13 protein-coding genes are annotated in these 18865 nt (G+C 69.8%); 8 read left to right on the forward strand and 5 right to left on the reverse strand.

Features of this window, described 5'->3' with window-relative positions:
* Positions 1-77: 77 nt before the first annotated feature.
* From NBW76_RS15515 to NBW76_RS15525, 3 genes are read left to right on the forward strand one after another with little or no spacing between them, the layout of a single operon-like run.
* A complete protein-coding gene (locus NBW76_RS15515) occupies positions 78-1385 on the forward strand; it encodes a cyclopropane-fatty-acyl-phospholipid synthase family protein (RefSeq protein ID WP_056552543.1) in 1308 nt (435 codons plus the stop codon).
* The gene (locus NBW76_RS15520) at positions 1382-2188 is read left to right on the forward strand and encodes a DUF1295 domain-containing protein (protein WP_235492863.1); all 807 of its coding nucleotides are present in this window, start codon (positions 1382-1384) and stop codon (positions 2186-2188) included. The genes NBW76_RS15515 and NBW76_RS15520 overlap by 4 nt, the downstream gene beginning before the upstream one ends.
* A 2-nt stretch (positions 2189-2190) precedes the next feature.
* Positions 2191-3102: an NAD(P)H-binding protein gene (locus NBW76_RS15525; RefSeq protein WP_156366822.1), complete on the forward strand. Its 912-nt coding sequence runs from the start codon at positions 2191-2193 to the stop codon at positions 3100-3102.
* Between the two features lie 24 nt (positions 3103-3126).
* On the opposite strand, the gene NBW76_RS15530 is transcribed toward NBW76_RS15525, so the two are convergent.
* Positions 3127-3816, reverse strand: coding sequence for a metal-dependent transcriptional regulator (locus NBW76_RS15530; protein ID WP_055969178.1), 690 nt, complete (start codon positions 3814-3816; stop codon positions 3127-3129).
* Positions 3817-3862: 46 nt separating this feature from the next.
* On the opposite strand from NBW76_RS15530, the gene NBW76_RS15535 reads away from it, so the two are divergent.
* Entirely contained in the window at positions 3863-5218 is a 1356-nt protein-coding gene (locus NBW76_RS15535) for a deoxyribodipyrimidine photo-lyase (RefSeq protein ID WP_055969182.1), read from the forward strand.
* Between the two features lie 88 nt (positions 5219-5306).
* Positions 5307-6023: a hypothetical protein gene (locus NBW76_RS15540; RefSeq protein WP_056552548.1), complete on the forward strand. Its 717-nt coding sequence runs from the start codon at positions 5307-5309 to the stop codon at positions 6021-6023.
* 170 nt (positions 6024-6193) lie between these two features.
* Here the strand turns inward: NBW76_RS15540 and NBW76_RS15545 are convergent, their stop codons facing one another.
* The gene (locus NBW76_RS15545; RefSeq protein ID WP_200914439.1) at positions 6194-7462 is read right to left on the reverse strand and encodes an MFS transporter; all 1269 of its coding nucleotides are present in this window, start codon (positions 7460-7462) and stop codon (positions 6194-6196) included.
* Positions 7463-7512: 50 nt separating this feature from the next.
* Here NBW76_RS15545 and NBW76_RS15550 point away from each other — a divergent pair, with 50 nt between their 5' ends.
* Complete coding sequence (locus tag NBW76_RS15550; RefSeq protein ID WP_156364669.1) at positions 7513-7791, forward strand: hypothetical protein; 279 nt, start codon at positions 7513-7515, stop codon at positions 7789-7791.
* A gap of 12 nt (positions 7792-7803) precedes the next feature.
* Here NBW76_RS15550 and pdxH read toward each other — a convergent pair whose 3' ends face one another.
* Positions 7804-8460, reverse strand: a complete 657-nt coding sequence (pdxH, locus tag NBW76_RS15555; protein ID WP_056552983.1) for a pyridoxamine 5'-phosphate oxidase — start codon at positions 8458-8460, stop codon at positions 7804-7806.
* 80 nt (positions 8461-8540) lie between these two features.
* On the opposite strand from pdxH, the gene NBW76_RS15560 reads away from it, so the two are divergent.
* On the forward strand, positions 8541-9659 hold the full coding sequence (locus NBW76_RS15560) for a citrate synthase 2 (protein ID WP_055969195.1): 1119 nt from the start codon (positions 8541-8543) through the stop codon (positions 9657-9659).
* Between the two features lie 16 nt (positions 9660-9675).
* Here the strand turns inward: NBW76_RS15560 and NBW76_RS15565 are convergent, their stop codons facing one another.
* Both NBW76_RS15565 and NBW76_RS15570 read right to left on the reverse strand, forming a co-directional pair.
* Positions 9676-14034 (reverse strand): CDP-glycerol glycerophosphotransferase family protein, encoded by a 4359-nt coding sequence (locus tag NBW76_RS15565; RefSeq protein ID WP_082481261.1) that lies wholly within the window; start codon positions 14032-14034, stop codon positions 9676-9678.
* An 82-nt stretch (positions 14035-14116) separates the two neighbouring features.
* Positions 14117-15166 (reverse strand): XcbB/CpsF family capsular polysaccharide biosynthesis protein, encoded by a 1050-nt coding sequence (locus tag NBW76_RS15570; RefSeq protein ID WP_056552561.1) that lies wholly within the window; start codon positions 15164-15166, stop codon positions 14117-14119.
* 293 nt (positions 15167-15459) lie between these two features.
* Here NBW76_RS15570 and NBW76_RS15575 point away from each other — a divergent pair, with 293 nt between their 5' ends.
* On the forward strand, positions 15460-18864 hold the full coding sequence (locus NBW76_RS15575; protein WP_250246803.1) for a CDP-glycerol glycerophosphotransferase family protein: 3405 nt from the start codon (positions 15460-15462) through the stop codon (positions 18862-18864).
* Position 18865: the final 1 nt, after the last annotated feature.

Below are 18865 nucleotides of genomic sequence, written 5' to 3' on the forward strand. Positions count from 1 at the left end.
CCACGGTGGCCACGGCATCGAATGGTTCTCGCGGACCCCGGATGGCGGGTCCACGCCGACCAGACCAGGATTGACCCATGAACAAGGCCGCCGCCCTGCTGTCCCTCGCCGAGGAAGCCCTCGACATGTCCCTGCCCGTCCGGCTCCGGCTCTGGGACGGCAGCGAGGCCGGACCGGCCGACGCTCCCGTGCTGGTGCTGCGCGACAAGCGCGCCGTGCGGCACGTGCTGCACTCCCCCGGTGAGCTCGGCGTCGCCCGCGCCTACGTGCAGGGAGACCTCGACCTCGAGGGCGACCTGGCCGATGGCCTGCGCACCATGTGGGAGGCGGTCCGCGTGGCCCGCGAGGCCGACGGCAAGGCCGGTCGGCCGAAGATCAGCCTGCGCCTCAAGCTGCGCGGCGCCTACCTCGCGGTGCGCCTGGGCGCCATCGGCCGACGCCCCGCCGCACCGGCCGCCGAGTCGAACCTGACCGGCGAGCTGCACAGCCGCGAGCGTGACCGGGCGGCCATCAGCCACCACTACGACCTGTCGAACGACTTCTACGAGCTCATCCTCGACCCGCAGATGGCCTACTCCAGCGGGTTCCACGCCGATCCGTCGATGTCCCTCGAGGAGGCGCAGACGGCCAAGCTCGACCTCGTCTGCCGCAAGCTCGGGCTGCGACCGGGCATGCGGATGCTCGACATCGGCTCCGGCTGGGGCTCGCTCAGCCTGCACGCCGCCGCGCACTACGGCGTGCACGTCACCGGCGTGACGCTGTCGTCGGAGCAGCGCGACTACGTCATGAAGCGCGCCGCCGAGCGTGGGCTGCAGGGCCGCGTCGACGTGAGCCTGCGCCACTTCCGCGACCTCGCCGGAGCGGGCGTGGCCGACGGGACGATCGACGCCATCGCCTCCATCGAGATGGGCGAGCACGTGGGCGACGAGGAGTACGTGGTGTTCACCGAGTCGATCCAGCGCTACCTGCGCCCCGGCGGACGCGTGCTCATCCAGCAGATGTCGCGCAGCAACGACGCGCCCGGCGACCGTCCCGGTGGCGGACCGTTCATCGAGACGTACATCGCCCCCGACATGCACATGAAGCCGATCGCGAAGACCATCGGCCTCATCGCCGGTGCCGGCCTGGAGATCCGCGACGTGCAGGCCATGCGCGAGCACTACCCGCAGACCGTCGCCGGGTGGGCCGCCAACCTGGAGGAGAACTGGACCACGGCCGTGGCCCTCGTCGGTGAGGAGACCGCCCGCGTGTGGCGCCTCTACCTGGCCGGCGGGTCGCTCGCCTTCGAGGAGAATCGCATGGGCGTCGACCAGATCCTGGCCGTGAAGCCCTCCCCCGCCGGCCGCAGCGACATGCCGGCCAGCCCCCTGGAGTGGTTGGCTTGATCGCCAACGACACCTCGCACGCGCTGGTCACGCTCGGCTTCGGCCTGCTCACGGTCGTCGTCCTCATGGCCGTCTGCATGGCCATCTCGGTGCGCATCCAGAAGCTCACCGTAGTCGACACCGCGTGGCCGCTGGGCTTCGTGGCGGTGGCCGTCGTCTCGGTCTTCGTGACCGGCTACGGCGACGGGATGCCGGGGACCCAGCTGCTGCTGCTCGTGCTCACCGCCGTGTGGGGCGTGCGGCTCGCGGTGTACCTGCACCACCGCAACAGCGGCAAGGACGAGGACCCCCGCTATGCCGAGCTGGCCGAGAAGGACGGACGCTCGTTCGGACAGGTCGCGCTCACCCGGGTGTTCCTCCCCCAGGGCATCGCGATGTTCCTCGTGGCCACGCCGGTGATGGTGGGCATGAACAACGTCGGCACGATCGGCTGGCTCGGCTGGCTGGGCGCAGCCGTGTGGGCCGTCGGTCTGTTCTTCGAGGCCGTGGGCGACTGGCAGCTGGCCCGGTTCAAGAAGGACCCCGAGAACAAGGGCCAGGTCATGGACCAGGGCCTCTGGCGCTACACCCGGCACCCGAACTACTTCGGCGACGCCTGCGTGTGGACCGGCATCTGGATCGTGGCGGCGTCGTCGTGGGCCGGTGTGGCCACGGTGATCAGCCCGATCGCCATGACGATCTTCCTCACGAAGGTCACAGGAGCCTCGCTCAACGAGAAGGGCATGAAGCGCACCAAGCCCGGCTACGACGACTACGTCCGTCGCACGAGCGGCTTCATCCCCCTGCCCCCGAAGAAGGCGTGACGATGGCGCCGGTGCTGGTCACCGGGGTCACGGGTTTCGTCGGGGCGCACCTGGCCGAGCGGCTCGTCGCACGCGGCGACGAGGTGCGTGTGCTCGTCCGCAACCCCGCTCGACTGCCCGACGCCGCATGGGTGTCGTCGGTCGAGGTGGTGCAGGGCGACGCGGGTGACCCGCAGGTCCTCGCCCGTGCGCTGGCAGGCGTCGGCGTGGCCCACTACCTGCTGCACGCGATGTCCGACGGTGACGACTACGCCGCCGCCGACCGGGTGCTCGCCACCACCTTCGCCACGGCGGCTGCCGAGGCCGGCGTGCAGCGCATCGTCTACTTGGGTGGCCTGCTGCCGCCCGGGGACAGCGAGCTGACCGAGCACCTGGCCTCGCGCGACGAGGTCGCCCAGATCCTCCTCGGCGGCAGCGTCCCCGCGGTGGTGCTGCGCGCCGGCATGGTGATCGGTCGAGGCTCGGCGTCGTTCGACCTCATGGAGGTCGCCACCCGCCTCCTGCCCGTGGTCGTCGGGCCGACGTGGCTGAAGCACACGATGCAGCCCGTGGGGCTCGAGGACCTGCTGCACTACCTGGTCGGCGTCACCGACCTCGAGGGCGAGGTGCGGCGCAGCTTCGACGTGGGCGGGCCCGACGTCGTCACGTACCGCGAGCTGATCCAGGCCCACGCGCGGGCCGCGGGCCGACGGGTGCCGTCGACGCTGCTGTTCCCCGTGCTGCTGCCGCACACGTTCAGCCTGCTCGTCGGTACCGTCGCGCCGGGTCCCAGCTCGCTCAACGCCGCCCTGGTCCACAGCCTGTCGCTCGACATGGTGTGCACCGAGCACGACATCGACGACCTCGTGGGGCTCCCGCCCGGCGGGCGGACGTCGGTGGAGGCAGCGCTCCGCCAGGCCACGCAGCGCCCCTAGCGCTGCGGCAGCCCTGGGCGGGGTCTACTCCGAGACGAAGATGTGCGCGGCGGCGTCGGCGTCGATCTCGGCGGTCTCGCCCTGGCGGGCGACGACCACGCCGTCGTGACCGCGCGAGACGAGCACGTCGTTGCCGGGCAGCGCGCCGACGCGGCGCAGGACCGACATGACCTCGGTGTCCTTCTGCAGCTCCTCGGCGATGCGCCGGACGATGCGGCGGACGGGCTCGTCGGAACGGCCGGTGACCTTGGTGAGCGGCTCGACGCCGTGCAGGAACGTGGAGTCGTCGACGACCTCGCCGAGCTCCTCGAGCCCGGGGATGGGGTTGCCGTACGGCGACTCGGTGGGGTGCTCGAGCAGCTCGACGAGCCGACGCTCGACCTGCTCGGACATGACGTGCTCCCAGCGGCAGGCCTCTTCGTGCACGAACTCGATCTCGAGCCCGATGACGTCGGTGAGCAGGCGCTCGGCGAGACGGTGCTTGCGCATGACCCGCGTGGCGAGGGCACGACCCTTGTCGGACAGCTCGAGGTGGCGGTCGCCCTCGACGGTGAGCAGGCCGTCGCGCTCCATGCGCGCCACGGTCTGGCTGACCGTGGGCCCGCTCTGGTGGAGGCGCTCGGCGATGCGTGCGCGCAGGGGGACGATGCCCTCCTCCTCCAGCTCGAAGACGGTGCGCAGGTACATCTCGGTGGTGTCGATCAGCTCGCTCACGCGGCCATTGTTCCATGAGGTGCAGACACCGCGTGCACGCGTGAGGATGGTGCCCGTGCCGACCTCCGTGATGTGCTTCCGATCCGACTTCCGGCTGAACGACAACCCGGCCCTGCGCGAGGCCATCGAGGCCGGTCCCGACGGCGTCGTGCCGATGTTCGTGCTCGACGACCACTACTGGGGGCCGAACGGTCGGACCCGTCTGGCGTACCTCATGGGACTGCTGCGCGACCTCGACGAACGCGTCGGTGGGCTCGTGGTGGTGCACGGCAAGCCCGAGGAGGTCGTGCCGCGGGTGGCGCGTGCCGTGGAGGCGTCGAGCGTGCACGTGGCCGCCGACTACGGCCCGTACGAGTCGGGCCGGGACGAGCGCATCGAGAAGGCGCTGGCCGACGACGACCTGGCGTTCGTGCGCACCGGCTCCTCGTACGCCGTCGCGCCCGGTCGGGTGACCAAGGACGACGGCACCCCGTACCGGGTCTTCACTCCCTTCTACCGGGCGTGGCAGGCCCACGGATGGCGCGCTCCGGCCCCGGGTGTCCGCTCGGTGCCGTGGATCCAGGCCGACGTGCGCACCACCCAGCTGCCCGACGTGGACCCGCCCGAGGGCGTCACCCTCCCCCCGCTCGGTGAGGAGGCGGCCCGACGTCGCTGGCGCGACTGGATCGACCAGGTCGACGAGTACGACGACCTGCGCGACGTGCCCGGCCGCGACGCGACGTCGCGCATGTCGGTGCACCTGAAGTGGGGCACCATCCACCCGCGCACCATGCTCGCCGACCTGGCCGAGCGGGGCGGCAAGGGCGCCGAGGCCTACGCGCGCGAGCTGGCGTTCCGCGAGTTCTACGCCGACGTCGTGCACCACCGGCCCGACACGCTCGAGGGCTACTACGACAAGCGGTTCGAGACGATGGAGTACGACCACCCCGGCGGCGACCTGCAGCTGTGGAAGGACGGCCGCACCGGCTTCCCGATCGTCGACGCCGGCATGCGCCAGCTGCAGGCGGAGGGCTGGATGCACAACCGCGTGCGGATGATCGTGGCCAGCTTCCTGGTGAAGGACCTGCACCTGGAGTGGACCGTGGGCGCCGACCACTTCCTCGACCTGCTCGTGGACGCCGACCCCTGCTCCAACCAGCACGGCTGGCAGTGGGTGGCCGGGTGCGGCACCGACGCCGCCCCGTACTTCCGCATCTTCAACCCGACGTCGCAGGGCAAGAAGTTCGATCCCGACGGCACGTACGTGCGCCGGTGGGTGCCGGAGCTGCGCGACGTCCCGGACCGGTTCGTCCACGAGCCGTGGCGCCTGGACGAGCCGCCGGCGGACTACCCCGGGCCGATGGTCGACCATGCCGAGGAGCGCAAGGAGTCGTTGCGCCGCTACGAGGCCATGCGTTCCTGATCAGGGCCGCCGGCGACCGGACTCCTGACGCGAGAGCTTCGGGACCGGGGTCGTCGCCCGGACCGTGCGGCGTGGTTACGGTGGTCCCGTGACCACGATCCCCCGCAGGTTCAACGGCCCGGAGCACTCAGGCAACGGCGGCTGGGTGAGCGGCCTGCTCGCCGCGCAGCAGCAGGAGCGGCACGGCAGCACGGTGGTGACGGCCACCCTTCGGCAGCCGCCCCCGCTGGAGGTCCCGCTCACCTGGGAGGACCACCCCGAGGAGGTGCGACTCGTGACGGCCGGTGGCGCGCTCATCGGCGAGGCGACGTCGGGGTCGTTCGAGCACGAGCCGCTCACCGCCCCGAGCATCGACGAGGCCGAGCAGGGCGTGGCGTCGTACCCCGGGTTCGCGTCGCACCCCTTCGACCTGTGCTTCACCTGCGGCACGGCTCGCCAGCCCGGCGACGGCCTGCGGCTCTTCACCGGTCCGGTGGGCGACGGGCGCACGGCGGGCACCTGGACCCCCGACCCCGCCGTGGCCGGGAGCGACGGCCTGCTCGACGTCCCCACCACGTGGGCGGCGCTCGACTGCCCCGGTGGCTGGGCCGCCGACTTCACCGCGCAGCCGATGGTGCTGGGCCGGATGACGGCCGAGGTGCTGCGTCGTCCCGCCGCGGGCGAGGCGCTGCTCGCGTCGGGCCTCCTGCGCGAGCGCGACGGCCGCAAGTTCCGCACCGCCACCGCCCTGCACACCGTCGACGGCGAGCTGCTGGGTCGGGCCGAGCAGGTCTGGATCGAGATCGACCTCGCCCGCTTCTCCTGACCCTTCCTCGTCACCTCCGTGCCCTGGTCAGAGGTAGGTAGCGCACCTGACACCGCCGCCTGAGGTAGGTGTCGCACCTCATCGACGGCGCATGAGGTGCGAGACCTACCTCAGACGCGCCCGTTCGGTGCGCTACCTCCCAACGAGTCGAACGACGCGTCGAGCACCCGCTACGGCGTGGGTTCGCGCGCGTCGTAGGCGCGGAACCCACGCGACCGCAGGCCGAACCAGGCCGTGGCGGCCACGCACAGCGCCCCGCCGATCGTCATCGCCCAGGCCTCCCCCGCCAGACCGGCGAGCGAGCCCATCACGAAGTCGCCCAGGCGCGGGCCACCGGCGACGACGACGATGAACACGCCCTGCATGCGGCCGCGCAGCTCGTCGGGGGCCGCGGTCTGCAGGATCGTCGACCGGTAGGCGGCGCTGACCATGTCGGCCGCACCCGAGCAGGCGAGCATGAGCACGCACAACCACAGCAGGCTCGCGCCGGAGAAGACCGACACCCCTGCCGCCGACACCGCGGCACCGTAGACGCACACGGCTGCGACGACGGCGACCCCGTGCCGGTGCACCCGGCTCACCCAGCCGGACACGAGGAACGCGATCACCGCACCGATGCCGGGAGCGGCCTGCAGGAGCCCGAGGGTCTCCGGGCCGGTCGCGAAGACCGTCACGGCGAGGGCAGGGAACAGGGCGCGTGGCTGGGCGAGCACCATCGCGAACAGGTCGATCACGAACGTCATGCGCACGTTGGGTGCCGTGCGCAGGAAGCGCAGCCCCTCGACCACCGACCGGAGGCCCGGGACGGGCTGGCGGGTGAGCGGCGGCAGCGCCGGCAGCCGGAACAGGGAGTAGAGGGCGGCCACGAAGAGCACGACGTCGACGAGGTAGGCGGCGTCGACACCCTTCCAGGCGATGAGAAGCCCGCCGAGCAGCGGCCCGGCGGTGAAGGAGAGGTTGGTCGCGGCCATCCCGAGGGCGTTGGCGGCCGGGAGCAGGTCGGCCGGCAGCAGGCGCGGCAGCATGGCCGACCGCGCGGGCTGGTTGACGGCGAACAGCGCCGACTGCACGGCGACCAGCCCGTAGAGGAAGCCGACGGAGTCGACGCCGGCGAGGCTGTGGGCGACGAGGGCCATCGAGCACAGCCACAACCCGAGGGCGGACACGAGGGCGACCCGACGTCGGTCGAAGGCGTCGGCGAGCGCGCCGCCGTAGAGCCCGCCGAGCACGAGGGGCAGGAGTCCGGCCAGGCCGATGAGGCCGACGGAGAACGACGACGTGGTGAGCGAGTAGACCTCGTACGCGATCGCGACGATCGTCATCTGCTGGCCGAACGCGGAGACGGTCTGGCCGAGCCACAACCGTCGATACGCCGGTGACGCGCGCAGCGGACGCACGTCGGTCAGCACCGCACCGGCCACCCCTGACAGTCTCCCCACGCAACGATCTTGGCGCATGGGTGACCGACCCTCGCTGGCAGGATCACGTCATGGCCCGACCACCGATGACGACGCAGCAGGTCCAGCAGTGGATCGTGAGCCTGCTCGTCGTCGCGGTGTCCTGCTTCCCCCTCGGAGCGCTGGCCGCCGCGGTCACGATGCTCGCCGGCGAGCGGCACGACGCCGCGATCGTGCTGGTCGCGATCATGGGCGCGCTCGGCACCGCCGCGGTCTCGGCCGGACGGCTGGTGCACCGGCTCTCGCCGGTCTCACCGTGGACCCTGCTCGGCGTGCTGCCGGCGGCGGTGACCGCGGCCCTCGTGCTCTGAGTCGGGTCGGTCTCAGGGCTGGAGGCGAGTGCGCGTCCAGCCGGCGCCCTCATGGCGGAAGAGCAGGCGGTCGTGCACGCGGTTGCGCCGGCCGTGCCAGAACTCGATGGTGGTCGGCACCAGGAGGTAGCCACCCCACGTCGACGGCCGTCGGACCTCGGCGTCTCCCGCCCGCTCGGTGGCCTCGCGCACCTGCTCCTCGAGGGCCGCGCGGTCGGCCACCGGCCGCGACTGGTGCGAGGCGACTGCGCCGAGCTGGGCGCCCCGCGGCCGGCTCGCGAAGTAGGCGTCGCTCTCCTCCTCCGGCAGCCGCTCGACGTGTCCCTCCAGCCGCACCTGGCGCTGCACGGGGTGCCAGAGCAACGTGGCCGCGGCCCGCGGGTTCGCTGCCAGCTCCACTCCCTTGCGGGAGCTGTAGTGGGTGAAGAACGTGATGCCCCGGTCGTCGAGCCCCTTCATGAGCACCGTGCGGACCGACGGGAGACCATCGAGCGTGGCGGTGGCGAGCGCCATCGCGTTGGGCTCGGGCACCTGCGCGTCGACGACGTCGTCGAGCCACCGCCTCAGCAGGTCCATCGGGTCGTCACCGGCCGTGCCCTCGTCGAGTCCGGCGTTCTCGTACTCGCTGCGCATGGCCGCGAGTCGTGCTGCGTCGACGGAGCCGGTCATGACCACCACGGTAGTGCGGCTCAGGACCACCGGCAGGACGCGCCGCACACAGGCCCTGCGGTCCAGGGCACAATGCAGCCATGGCTGAAGACGTGAAGGTTCACCACGGGCTCGAGGGCGTCATCGCTTTCGAGAGCGACATCGCCGAGCCCGACAAGGAAGGGTCCGCGCTGCGCTACCGCGGCGTCGACATCGACGACCTCGTCGGCCGCGTGCCGTTCGAGAAGATCTGGGGCCTCCTGGTCGACGGCCACTACGAGCCCGGCCTGCCGCCCGCCGAGCCGTTCCCCATCCCCGTGCACTCCGGCGACATCCGCGCCGACGTGCAGAGCGCCATCGCCCTCACCGCTCCGGCGTGGGGCCTTCGCCAGCTCTACGACATCGAGACCCCCGAGCAGGTCCGCGAGGACCTCTCCCGCACCGCCGTGATGATCCTGTCGTACGTGGCACAGGCCGCCCGCGGCGTCGGCAAGCCGATGGTGCCCCAGGCCGTCATCGACGAGCAGGCCACCATCGTCGAGCGGATGCTGATGCGCTGGCGCGGCGAGGTGAACCCCGACCACGCCAAGGCGATCGACGCCTACCTGGTCTCGGCCGCCGAGCACGGCATGAACGCCTCCACCTTCACCGCTCGCGTCATCGCCTCCACCGGTGCCGACGTGGCCGCAGCGCTCTCCGGTGCCGTCGGCGCCATGTCGGGCCCGCTGCACGGCGGTGCCCCCTCGCGCGTGCTGCACATGATCGAGCAGGTCGAGAAGTCCGGCGACGCCGAGGCCTACGTGAAGAACCTCCTCGACTCCGGCGAGCGCCTCATGGGCTTCGGCCACCGCGTCTACCGCGCCGAGGACCCCCGTGCCCGCACGCTGCGCCGCACCGCCAAGGAGCTCAACGCCCCCCGCGCCGAGGTGGCCGAGGCGCTCGAGCAGGCTGCACTCGCCGAGCTGCGTGCGCGCCGCCCCGACCGCGTCCTCGAGACCAACGTGGAGTTCTGGGCCGCGATCGTGCTCGACTTCGCCGAGGTGCCGCCGAACATGTTCACCGCGATGTTCACGTCGGCGCGCACCGCCGGCTGGAGCGCCCACATCCTGGAGCAGTACAACAAGGGCCGCCTGATCCGGCCCTCGTCGGTCTACACCGGCCCCGACCCCCGCAGCGCCGACGAGGTCGAGGGCTGGAACGAGGAGTGGGCGAAGGGCTGAGCCGCCCCCACCTGCGTCATTCGGCGGGGGTGGGCCACTCCAGGTAGCGCACCTGAGGAAAGTGCGGCGCGATCGAGCTGTCGAAGATCGCTCTGGCCTTGGGATAGCTCCCGCCGAGCAGCTCCACGTCCAGGCCCAGCATCGCTCCGGCGATGGCGACGTGGAGTCGATCGGTTCGCACCTGCCTGGACCCTGCGACGATCTGGAAGAACGGCTCCACCGGGTCGCCGGCCGTGCGCAGACGACTGATGTCGAACGATCCCGCGTCCGCAAGACCACGGTGCTGCTGCGGCGACGCCTCCTTGTCCTCCCGCAGGTAGCTCCGCCGGGTCTGTGCCGGGAGAGGGAGGTCGAGGTCCAGGTCGAGGTAGAACGCCATGTCGTGGCAGAACGTGGCGTCCGGGTTGGCGGCGCGGCTGAGCGAGGTGTCGCGCGCGAAGTAGGTGATCTCGTGGCCGTCCGGGACGTTCGCCGGCCCCAGCTCGTAGGTCGAGGGCAGCACGATCGTTCGTGCCACTGACGGCGCGAGCTCCTCGACGGCGTCACGTCCGTGGGACCAGTTCTCGCACCAGGCACCGCCTGCCGACATCAGCATCAGCGACTTCGACGTGTCGACCTCCGGATGGCGCTTGCCGAGCGTCGACCAGTACTTCCGCCAGCTGATCACATAGTCGATCTCCTCGCGCTCCAGGAAGCGCAGAACTCCCTGGTGGATCAGGGCGTCCCCCCAGTTCCCGACGTTGGGCACGTAGATCACGGGTCGGCCGTCGGCTCCCTTCCGCACGACGTCCGCCAACGTCGCGAACTCCGGAGCGTCCTGCAGATGATGCAGCGCTGTCTGGTGGAACCCGCGCGAGAACTCGCTCGCCGCTGCGGTGGTCTTCTCGTCGCGCTTGCGAAGCATCGCGTCGACGACACGCTCCGCCGCCCTGCCGTCGTCCCACGGCGCGAATCGCTCGACGAAGCTCGCGTAGGCAGCCGCATGGTCCTCGACCGTCCGGTCGAGGTCCGCGAGTGCGTCACGGAGCGCGCTCTGGTCGCGCACCACCGGGCCGGGCGCGATCTCGAGCAGGTCGACATACGTCGGTCGCTGCGCGAGGTATGACTCGAGGTCGGGCGTGTAGAAGATGATCGGTCGCCCCGTGACGCAGAAGTCGAACATCACCGACGAGTAGTCGGTCACGAGCGCATCGGCCACGAGGTAGAGGTCGTTGATGCGGGGATGCTGCGTGACGTCGATGACCTGACCGGAGGACCGCGAGGGGTCTCCTGCCCGGGCGTTGAAGCCGTGGCCGCGCAGGAGAACAGTCCAGTTCTCCCCGAGGTCCTTCGCCAGTCGCTCCAGGTCGAGCGCCTCGAAGAACTTCGCCGACCAGCCGGACTTGAGGTTGTCCCGCCAGGTGGGCGCGTAGAGGACGACCTTGTCGCCCTCGGGGATCCCCAGCATCGACCGCAGCGCTGCGATCCTCCCGGCATCGGCCCGAACGACCTCGTCATTCCTCGGGTACCCGGACTCGATCACCTCTGCCCGCGTACAGAACTCCCGGGCGACGACGTCGCTGTAGTAGGGACTCTGCGACACGAGCAGGTCCCATTGGGCACCCTCTCGAATCAGCTCGGAGTCGTCCTTGCCCTGCTGGTTCAGTAACGAGTGGCCGACGATCTTCAGCGGGGTTCCGTGCCAGGTCTGGACGTCGACCTGGTCGGGACGGCGCTTGTAGCCCTGCATGATCGAGCCCACGTTGTTCACGAGGAACCGCGAGGTGGCGATCGCCTCGTGCCACTCCTGGCTCATCATGACGACCGGCGTGCCACCCTCGGGCACCACGACTGAGCGGTCGACCACGCCCCAGTACACGGGCAGCTCGGGGAAGCGCCGCCGGATCTCGTGATGGATCGCCTCAGGTGAGTCCGACGCCTCGAACCCGAAGTAGGTGGTGCAGAAGACGGCCTCCTGGATCGGCAGCCGACGCGACGCCGCCGCCCGCTCCACCTGGCAGTGCTTCGAGCGCTCGTCGGGCTCCAGGGGTGGCTCGGACCAGAAGTGCAGCTCACGCGATCCGGTCAGGTTGACCTGGATGGCGTGATCGTCGAACACCCTCCGGAAGGGCGCGTGAGCCGCTCCCTCCACCGACGATCGCAACAGCCAGTCGTACCGGTGCGATGCCCGCGCATCGGTGGCTCGCACGACGAACTTGTAGGTGCCCGACTTCAGCGGTGCTTCATCGTCCCCCGACGACATCGGCACCTCGACCTCGAAGGTCCTTCCGTCGCGCCGGGCGGTCACCCACACCTCCGTGGTGTGGCGCAGCTGCTTTCGTCCGACGTCGATGGAGACGCCCGGAGCCGCCGTCCCACGAAGGATCACCGCTCCTGGGACGAGCTCCACCTCGTCGACCTCGACCACCCTTGGTCGGTCCGTCACGGTCAGCAGACCCCATCCCGTGCGTCCGAGCCACAGCGCCGTGTCCGGCGACTCGGTCGAGGTCGTCGCTCCCATCGGCAGCTCGACCCGGTGGACCGAGCCGGTCATGGTCTTGACCTTCAGGTACCGCGTGACCCAGCCGCGGTCGCCGACGTCGCGCAGTTCGGCCGAGACCGTGACGCGCCCGTCCGAGGAGTCCATCTCGACGTCCGTGCGCGCGCCGCTCGTGTCGTGCTCCAACCAAGCCTCGACCACCTGCGCGGCAGACGTCTCCGAGAGCTCCACCGTGAGCTGCCGGTCGACCAGGGACGCGGTCGAAGCCGTGATCCCCGCGCGTCCGACGGCGACGACGAGCGGATCGCCTGCGCGCCCGACCACGTGCACCCGCAGGTCGTTGCTGGTGTGGCGTGCGACCAGGCTGTGGATCGAACCGCCACGCCACACCTTGGCGACGGGACCCTTTCGGACGAGTCCTGCCCGCTCCACCTCGACCTGCAGCGGCAGTCGCGTCGTCCGTTCGAGATCGTCCGTCCAGGCAGGCAGGTGCTCGACGTCCAACGACGCCGTGAAGCCCGTGCATGCGTGCGACCGCAGCTCCGACGCCGCGTACCTGCTGGCGTACGGGGTGTCGTGTCGTTCGACCTCGAAGGCGAACGACCGATCGCCGCGCCCGGCCACGACCCTGACGACTTGCTGCTCGAGGTGCTCGTCGTTGGGGATGTAGGCCCAGCCCGTGATGACGAGCCGCGTTCCCGTCCACCTGACGTCGGTGACGGTGCAGTTCAGCTGCGACTCCGCCTCGATCACCCAGATGGACTCCGGGAGCACCGGGGCCTCGGGGTCGAGACGTTCGAGATCCACCGTCAGTCGGCCGTCCCGGATGACGGTCGGCAGCCGGAACCGGTTCTCGCGGACCCACTGCCAAGCACGCAGCGCCTCGTCGAGACCGTGCTCGACGATCGAGGCGTAGAACACACGGCGCTCCAGCCACATCGAGTCGAGGACGTGCATCTCGCCGTCCCGCGGCCAGTGCCTGCGGACCGCCGAGACGAAGGCCTCGTCGAACGCGAGATCCTGGCCGAGCCACTGTCTGTAGGCGAAGAGATCCCCGTCGAAGAGCTTCTGCACGAAGAGCTCGCGAAGCGCTGCGTCACCGGACTCCTCGACGAGGACGGCCCCGCGGTCGACCATCTCGATCTTGTCCACGAGGTTGCGCAGGTCGCGACGGCGCTGCGTGATCGAGTCGAACTCGTCGCGGCTGCGCCAGCGGTAGATCACGTCGTGGACCACGTCGACCGCTTCGGCGGCGAAGTAGGCGCGTTGCACCGGGAACATGTCCTCGTAGAGACGTCCCTCGACCCACTGGACCTCGATGCGGTCGTAGAAGTCCTTGCGGAAGACCTTGTTCCAGGCCTGGGTGTCGTAGAGCAGCTCGGGAGTCTTGTGGATCGTCGTGCGGCGCGCCTCGCGGCGGTGCGAGATCGCCTGGTTCCACGCAGGCCAGGTCCTGCTCCCGGTGAACCGCTCGGCGTTTCCCGTCACGAAGTCCGAACCGGTCTTGCGCACGACTCCGAGCATCGTCTTGTAGGCGCCGGGCGGGACGATGTCGTCGCTGTCGACGAAGGCGATGTACTCACCCCGCGCTGCTCGCGCCCCGGTGTTGCGCGCGTGGCCGAGTCCGCCGTTCTCCTGGTGGATCACCTGGACGTTCGCGTGATCGTCGGCGAGCCGGTCGGCGATGACGCCGCTGTCGTCCGTCGACCCGTCGTCCACGACGATGATCTCGATGTTCGGGTACGTCTGATCGACCAGGCTGTTCACGGCCTCGGCGAGGTAGGCCTCGACGTTGTAGGTCGGGACGATCACGGAGAGAAGTGGGGGCGGGCCCGCCGTGGCATTCTCTTTTGTTCGACGACGCAGGGCACGAGGTATGCGTGTCCGAAAGCTCATGCCAGCTTGGTCCCTTCGTTCACGGAAGCAGTTCCGCCCCCGCGCTTCCTGGTCTCGCGATGGTCCCGTTTGCCAACGACGCTCACGGCATCTCAAGCACGCCTGTCGGCGTTCCGAGATCGAACAACAGCGCGTTGAGCGCCATGGTCTGAATGTGGAGCGTCTCGGTGAGCACCGATCCGTGGTCCACGATGCGATTCGTCGTCGCGTCCAGAAAGGTCAGGTCGGAGCGCAGCTCGTTGACGAGCAGAGGCTCGATGTAGGGAAACTGCGGGGACCTTGACGAGGTGAGAACGACGCGGCTCACCTCATCCAACGCCTTCCCCGAGACCTTGAACTCCTTGACGAGCCGAGACGTCAGCTCCTGCTTCGAGCACGGGTAGATGTCGCTACCGGTGTAGTGCGCGTCGGCCATCGTGGATTCGTAGAAGTCGTCCGAGACGATCGGATCGACAGACAAGAACGGGAAACCCCCGTGAAGACCGTGGTACAGCGCCCCTGTCGCGCCCTTGCTTCCCCCCAGCAGGACAACCTGTCGACGATCAAGACCGAGCTCGTTCGCGGTGGCGTCGATGAGCCCGGCGATCCGCTCGAAGTTGCGCGGCTGGAAGGTCGTGTCGCGATAGAACGCCCCTTTCACACCGCCGAGATCCGCGATGCGTAGGACGGCGATGTCCTTCGCAATGAACTTCTGCAGCTTCTTGAAGTAATGCACGAAGTAGCGGTTGATGCTCGTGTCGGCCATGCCCGTGCCCATGGCGGAGAACACGACCACGAGCTTGCGGGCCGGGGCGTCCATGGCGGGCTGCAGCAGGTGGACGACGTTGTCCGGCGTGATCGCGTACGAACCATCCTTGACCTGCGACCAGAGGTACCTGATCGATTCCTCATGAACGAGCCGCGTCACGGAGTCCTCGACCCGGAAGCTGTAGAAGCCGCGGTTCGTCACTTCGTCGAGCAGAGCACGTGCACGCAAGTCCCGCCGAGCCGCGAGCATCAGGTTCGCGTCCGAGGCGCCGATTCCCTCGTGTGAGACGTGCAACCAGTTGGGTCGCCCTTCGTTCCGCTCGAACGCCTCGCGGAGCGCGTCGACACCACCGTCTACCGAGACAGCGAGAACCGCTTCCTTCATGCCTCTCCGTCGCCCTCGACTCGAACGTCGATCGCTCGTCCCCTCGCATGAAGCACTAGACAACTTTAACCGCACCACGCGCCAGATCGGACCGACTCTGGTCGTTCACCAGAATGAAATCAACCGATCGTCTAGATTAGAGCCGCACCACGTTCATCGGAAGATCGGGCACCATGCGTAGGAAGCACCTCCGCTGGAGACCTTCACCATCTCGGGGATCCCAGCAGCGACGTGTCGAGACCTCGACACGACTGATCGAGCAGCACTCGGCCTTGCCGCTCGTCTCTGTCGTCGTGCCCGTCCACAACGTCGAGCGGTACCTACGCGACGCGGTGCGCAGCGTGCAGCGCCAGACGTACCGAGACCTGCAGATCATCCTGGTCGACGACGGCTCGACCGACCGCTCCGGCTCGATCTGCGACGAGATCTCCGCTGAGGACGAGCGGGTCATGGTCATCCACCAGCCGAACGGTGGGCTCTCGCACGCGCGCAACGTCGGCATGGCCGCGGCGACCGGCGAGTTCGTCGCCTTCGCCGACAGCGACGACCTGGTGCACCCCACGGCGTATGAGCGCATGCTCTCGACCTTGATGGTCAGCGAGTCGGAGTTCGCGACCGGCAACGTACGCCGGTTCAACTCCACCCGTAACTGGCAGGCCTGGAACCAGCGCGAGTCCCACCGTCGGCGGCGCCTCCGCACCAACCTGGCTCAGCATCCCGAGCTCGTCTACGACACCGTCGTCTGGAACAAGCTGTTCCGGCGCACGTTCATCGACCGCATCGACCTCGCGTTCCCCGTCGGGCGGCTGTACGAGGACATGGCGCCCATGTCGCGCGCCTACGTGCTCGCCGAGTCCGTGGACGTGCTCCCCCAGCCGGTGTACTCCTGGCGCGAGCGGGACGAGGGCGGTTCGATCACCCAGCGTCGCAACGAGCTGCCCAACATGCAGGCCAAGCTCGAGGCGATCGCCGAGATGCACCAGATCCTGCGGGCCGACCGCGAGACCTCGATCAGCGACCACCTCTTCCTCAAGCTGTTCCACGGAGACCTGTGGGTCTTCGCCCGCCACGTCGGTGACGCGGACGAGGCGTACTGCGACCTGTTCACCGAGGTGGTCCGCACCTACTGGGCCCGCACCTCCGAGCAGCTGCGCAACAGGATCCACGACGGGCACCGACTGTTCTTCTCCTCGACGGTGGCCTTCGGAGCAGCCACCGCCGCCGACATCTACGCCTGGTTCCTCGCCAGTGGCACCGAGCGGCTGACCGACGTGCGCAGCGGCGAGCTGGTGCTCAGCAGCGCCAACTACCCGTCCCGCCTGCCTCCGCTGTCCCGCCCCAGCCGCACGCTCATCAGCGGGTCGCAGGTCAAGCACAAGCTCACCGCCATGCGCTGGCGCGGCAACGTGCTCGAGATCGAGGGTTGGGCCTACGTTCCCTACACCGTCGACGCCGGTCAGCAGACCCTCGAGATCAGCGCCCTGAACGTCGCCGACGGCACCCGGGTCGAGCTGCCGCACAGCCGACGCACCGACCACTCCGTCGACGTGCTGGCCAAGGACGCCATGCGCACCTACGCCGACTCCGCCTTCACCGCCGTCCTCGACCTGGACGATCCCCACGTGGCCGAGGCCATGAGCTCGGGACGTTGGGTCCTGGTGGCCACCGTGGTCGCCGGCGAGGTGAAGCGGTCGACCGAGCTGGTCGAGCAGGACCGGAACGGCACCCTGCGCACCGTCGCCGCCCACGAGGTCGGCGCCGGCCTCGTGGTCGACCCGCTCGTGGAGCCGCGCCAACCCGTCACGCTCGTGCTGCGCCGCCCCAAGGTGCGCGCCACGCGCGTGCAGCTGTCGCACCGCCGACTCACGGTCGACCTGAGCTCCACCCTCACGTCGCCGCTGGTGGCGGCGTGGCTCGACCACCCGCACCCGGTGGAGCGCAGCGAGGCCACGCTCACCCAGCGCATCACCCGTGGCTACCGCCTCCGCGTCGACGTCCCCCCGCCCACCACCCGCGGCAACCTGGTGCGCGGCCTCAAGGTCCGCACCGCCGCGGGGCGGGTCCTGCCCGTGGACCTGCCCGAGCACCTGGTCACCGCGCAGGACGACGTGACCACGAGCGTCATGCGCACCCGCCGCGGCATGATCGCGGTGAGCGACGAGCGCAGCTCGGCCACCATCGAGGCGCTCGACGTCGTCAGCGCCACGAGGGTGCGCCTGTCGGGCACGACCCCTGGGTCGCGACTCCAGCTGGCGGTGCACCGGGCCGAGAACCAGCCGAGCGCCTGGAAGGACCTCGAGGTGGACGGTTCGCGTTTCTCGACCACGGTCGACCTCGGCTTCACCGACTGGTACGGACGCCGCAGGCCGCTGCCCGCGGGCCGCTACTCCCTCACGCTGCGCGATGCCGAGACGAAGGAGCCGTGGACCCTGCGCACGGCGCTGCCCATCGTCGAGACCTACCCGATCCAGCGCGATGACTTCGACGCGCACCTCACGGTCAAGGCCACCACCACCGGTCGGCTCAGCCTGATCCTCGACGCTCCCGTGCCGGAGCCGGACCGCAGCGTCTACAGCCGGCGCCAGTCGCGCATCGCCTTCGGCGAGGACGCCCAGGTCGAGCCGGAGGAGGCGGTGTTCTTCTACGTCGACCTGGGGTCGAACGCCTGCGACAGCGCCCTGGCCATCCACCGCGAGCTCCTGCGCCGCGACACGCACCTCACGCTCTACTGGGGCGTCGACGACCACTCCGTCCAGGTCCCGCCCGGCGGCGTCCCCATCGTCAAGCACAGCACCCAGTGGTACGAGAAGCTGGCCGCGGCCCGGTTCCTGGTCAACAACTACGGCGGCATCGACGGCTACGCCCCCCGCGAGCACCAGCGCTACCTGCAGACCTGGCACGGCACGCCCTACAAGTACGTGGGCCGGTCCCAGGTCGAGCACCAGCGGATGAGCGCCGAGGAAGCAACCGTGCGCCGCGCCGAGGGCGGACACTGGCACGCGATGATCTCGCCCAGCCCCTACTTCACCGACCTGGTCCCCCGGGAGTTCTCCTACGACGGGACGGTTCTCGAGACCGGCTACCCCCGCAACGACGCCCTGGTCGACACCACCCTCGACGAGCGCCTGCGACTGCGCGAGGAGCTGGGCATCCCGCAGGACAAGAAGGTGCTGCTGTACGCGCCCACCTTCCGTGACCTGAACCGCGAGGGTTGGACCGCTTCCCTGTTCACCGGGCTCGACCTGTCGGCGCTCACCCGTCACCTCGGCGACGACTGGGTGGTGCTGCTGCGCGGCCACAGCTTCAACGCCCGGCACGACCTGAGCGACCGGTCCACCGCCCAGGTCATCGATGTCACCCACCACCACGACATCAACCACCTGTACCTCAGCGCCGACGCCCTGCTCACCGACTACTCCTCGGCCATGTTCGACTTCTGCCTGACCGGTCGGCCGATCCTCTACTTCGTGCCCGACTTCGCCCAGTACGTGCGGGCCCGGGGTGTCTACTTCGACCTCGAGCCGATCGCGCCCGGGCCGTGGTGCAGCACCCAGCCGCAGCTGTTCGCCGCGCTCGACGCCCTCGAGTCCTACGACGCGGAGTACGGCGCGCGCTACGCCTCGTTCAAGGAGCGCTTCGCTCCGTGGGACGACGGCAAGGCGGCGCGACGGGTCGTCGACGAGTTCTTCGTCGACTGAC

The organism is Aeromicrobium sp. Leaf245, assembly GCF_942548115.1.
Taxonomy (GTDB): domain Bacteria; phylum Actinomycetota; class Actinomycetes; order Propionibacteriales; family Nocardioidaceae; genus Aeromicrobium.